Here is a 3,210-nt window from a genome sequence, read left to right as displayed (position 1 = left end):
CAGGACGGCGATGACGTCGATGGTCTCCGCGATGAGCGCGCGGGGCACGGTGATCACGGCTTCCTGGACGAGCTGCTCCAGCCGCCGCAGTGCGCCGATTGCGGAACCGGCGTGCAGCGTGCCGACGCCACCGGGATGGCCGGTGCCCCACGCCTTGATCAGGTCGAGCGCCTCGCCGCCGCGCACCTCGCCGATGGGGATGCGATCAGGGCGAAGGCGCAGCGCCGAGCGGACGAGGTCGGTCAGTGAGGCCGCGCCATCCTTGGTGCGCAGCGCCACCAGGTTGGGCGCGGCACACTGCAGCTCGCGGGTGTCTTCGATCAGCACCACGCGGTCGGAAGTCTTGGCCACCTCCGCCAGCAGCGCGTTGACCAGCGTGGTCTTGCCCGTCGACGTGCCGCCCGCGACCAGGATGTTGGCGCGGCCCGCGACTGCCTCGCGCAGGAACTCGGCCTGGCGCTCCGCCATGATTCCGGCCGCGACGTAGTCGCTGAGCGTGAACACCGCGACTGCGGGCCGCCGGATCGCGAACACCGGGCCGGCTACTACCGGGGGCAACAGGCCTTCAAACCGCTCCCCCGTCCCGGGGAGTTCGGCCGAGACGCGCGGACTGCCGGGGTGGACTTCAGCGCCGACATGGTGCGCGACCAGGCGGATGATGCGTTCGCCATCGGCGGCGGACAGGCGCTCGCCGGTGTCCTCGAGCCCGCCGGATTGAGCATGACCTCGCCGACGCTCGCATCATCGAGCCAGCCGCCGATCGCGGGCCCGAGCGCCGTGCGCAGCATCCGGGCTCCGCGGGCGTGGGCTTCGGGCCGTAAGGCGGTAACGGTCACTGGCTACCCCGTGTTCGGCGCCGGTCACGGCGCGGATGGTCGACGGGTTGGATACAAAGCGCCCTACTGCGGGCTGCTCAACAAGCTCGACGGCGTAGAAGGGCTGTGGCGTAGAAACGGATGCAGAAGGGCCGGTCCGATCAGGTGCCGCCGGCGGAACTCTCCGGGCCGATGTCGCGCGAGACCTCGTCAGCCAGCGACTGCCCATTGGCGAGTCGGCGTCCGAGCGCCTCGACGAAGCCCTCATAGCGTTCGCGACCCTTGGCTTGCGCGGCCGGCTGCGCGGCGTCGGGCAGCGGCGGCGTCGAGGTCAGCCAGAAGCGCACGAACAGCCCCATGGCCTCATTGGAGATGACCGTGTGACGCTCCATCCGCTCGATCGCGCGGCTCATGCGATCGAGCCGGCGGGCCAGCGCCGCTTCAAGCTGATCGGCCGCATCGGGCGACAGATGCGAGGCGATTGCAGCCTCCACCACCTGGGCCTGCGGCACACGCGCCCGGGCGGAATAGTCGGCAAGCCGGGCGGCGAGCTCGGTGGACAGCCGGAAGGTGTATTTGCCGCGGGCCGTCACAACGCCATGCCATCGTCAGGGTCCAGCGCAGCCTGTCGCGCCAGCCCTCCGAACCCGCGCTGCAGAATCCGCGCCTTCACGGCTTCGGTGTCCGGTTCGTCATCGGGATCGTCGAACTCGCGCACCGGGGCTGGCGGCGGCGCTTCGGGCGCGATCGCCTCGTGCTCGGGAAGATCGGGTTCGCGGCGGATGCCGGCATTGTCCGGGTCACCTGCGCCACCACCGGGTCGCGGTAGAGTCCGAGGAACGACATGGCCGTGGACAGCACACCGGAGCGCTCGTTCTCGCTCTTGTTCAGCAGCTCGCGCGCCGCGCTGGCGATCACCGGATGCGGCCCGGCCTTACCCAGATGTGGCGTAGTCAACATCGCCCGGAGCGTCGTCTCGATGGGATGCTTGGGATCGGAGAGGAAGCTGGCGACGCCGGCCAGCGTCTTGTCGGCCTCCGCGTAGAGGACATGCAGGATCGCGCCGACCAACAGCGCATGGCTGGTCTTCTCCCAATGATTGCGCTTCTCCAGCGCTCCTTCCGGGTCCACGAGGATGTCGGCGACATTCTGGACGTCGCGCACCTCGTTCGGTCCTTTGCGCACCTCGAGCAGCGGGTTGTAGGCGTCGCTTTCCGGATTGGTCGGATCGAATAGGACGATGCGGCTGAAGCGGGCTCGCCAACCGGCGGTCAGTCCATGGTTCTCGCCCTTGATGTCGTGGACGATGACCGAGCCAGCCCAGGTGAGCAGGGTGGGAACGACGAGACCCACCCCCTTGCCGGACCGGGTAGGCGCGAAACACAGGACGTGCTCGGGACCCTCGTGTCGGACGTAGGCCCTGCCGAGTTGGCCAAGTAACAGCCCGTCCGGCCCCAGCAGGCCGGCGGCGCGAACCTCCTTCTCGGTCGCCCACCGGGCGGAGCCGTAGGTATCGGCGTGCTTGGCTTCGCGGGCCCGCCACACCGACATCGCGATCGCCACAACGACCGAGGCGAACCCGCCCGTAGCGGCGATGTAGGCGCCCGTCTGAAAAACGTGCGGCGCATAGGCGTCGTACGCGAACCACCACCAGAAGAAGGCGGGCGGATGATAGACGGGGTAATGCCCGACCATGAACCACGGGTGGCCGAGCTGGGCCTGGTAGCCGAGCTGCGCGGCCGTCCACTGCGTCGCGGCCCAGATGAAGGCCAACGCGATCGAACAGACGGTGAGGACTTGGCCCCAGAGAATGCGAGTGGCGTTCATGGTTACTCCGTCGCTTCGACGGAACACGACTGAGATCATTCCGGATGAGGAAAGCAACAATTAGTCGCCGTGGATCGAATGTTAGCGAGCCATGGCGTGCAATAGCCGAGGTTCGCCGTCAGCCGGATTTTGCTTCGTGCGGACGGACTCGAGCCATATCTGGTCGTTCGCACGGCCACATTGCCGACGCGGTTTCTGCCATTCGTTCACGTCGGTACGCGCACGCTCATAGACGTGCGGGAACCCCAAAGCGGTCACCCGGATCGCCAGCCTCGACGACGTGCAGGTTCAAGCCGTTGATGTCACGCGTACCCTCGCGCCAGCCGTCTTGAAGAAGCGTGTCCGACGTTTCGATAATCCCCTGTTCTCCGGGGGCGGTGCAACCGCCCAGTCGCTAGGCGTCGATCTCCGTCTCGAGCAGCTTGTCGATCGTGATCGGCAGCGAGCGCACTCGCTTACCCGTGGCGTGGTAGATCGCGTTGGCGATCGCCGCGGCGGTGCCGACGATCCCGATCTCGCCAAGACCCTTGACGCCCAGCGGCGTCACCTCCGGATCGGGCTCGTCGAC

1 protein-coding gene and 2 pseudogenes are annotated in these 3,210 nt (G+C 67.9%); all 3 read right to left on the bottom strand.

Annotated features, from left to right (window positions below; genetic code table 11):
* A pseudogene (gene trbB, locus HUU95_RS11980) lies at positions 1-788 on the bottom strand (P-type conjugative transfer ATPase TrbB); the annotation flags it as partial.
* A gap of 188 nt (positions 789-976) precedes the next feature.
* Complete coding sequence (locus tag HUU95_RS11975) at positions 977-1,408, bottom strand: ribbon-helix-helix domain-containing protein (protein ID WP_174280314.1); 432 nt, start codon at positions 1,406-1,408, stop codon at positions 977-979.
* Between the two features lie 202 nt (positions 1,409-1,610).
* Positions 1,611-2,642: pseudogene (gene traG / locus HUU95_RS11970) on the bottom strand (IncP-type conjugal transfer protein TraG); the annotation flags it as partial.
* Positions 2,643-3,210 lie beyond the last annotated feature (568 nt).

It is taken from the genome of Sphingomonas bacterium (assembly GCF_903643065.1).
In the GTDB taxonomy this organism is placed as follows: Bacteria; Pseudomonadota; Alphaproteobacteria; order Sphingomonadales; family Sphingomonadaceae; genus Sphingomonas.
This window is presented reverse-complemented; position numbering and strand designations above follow the sequence as displayed.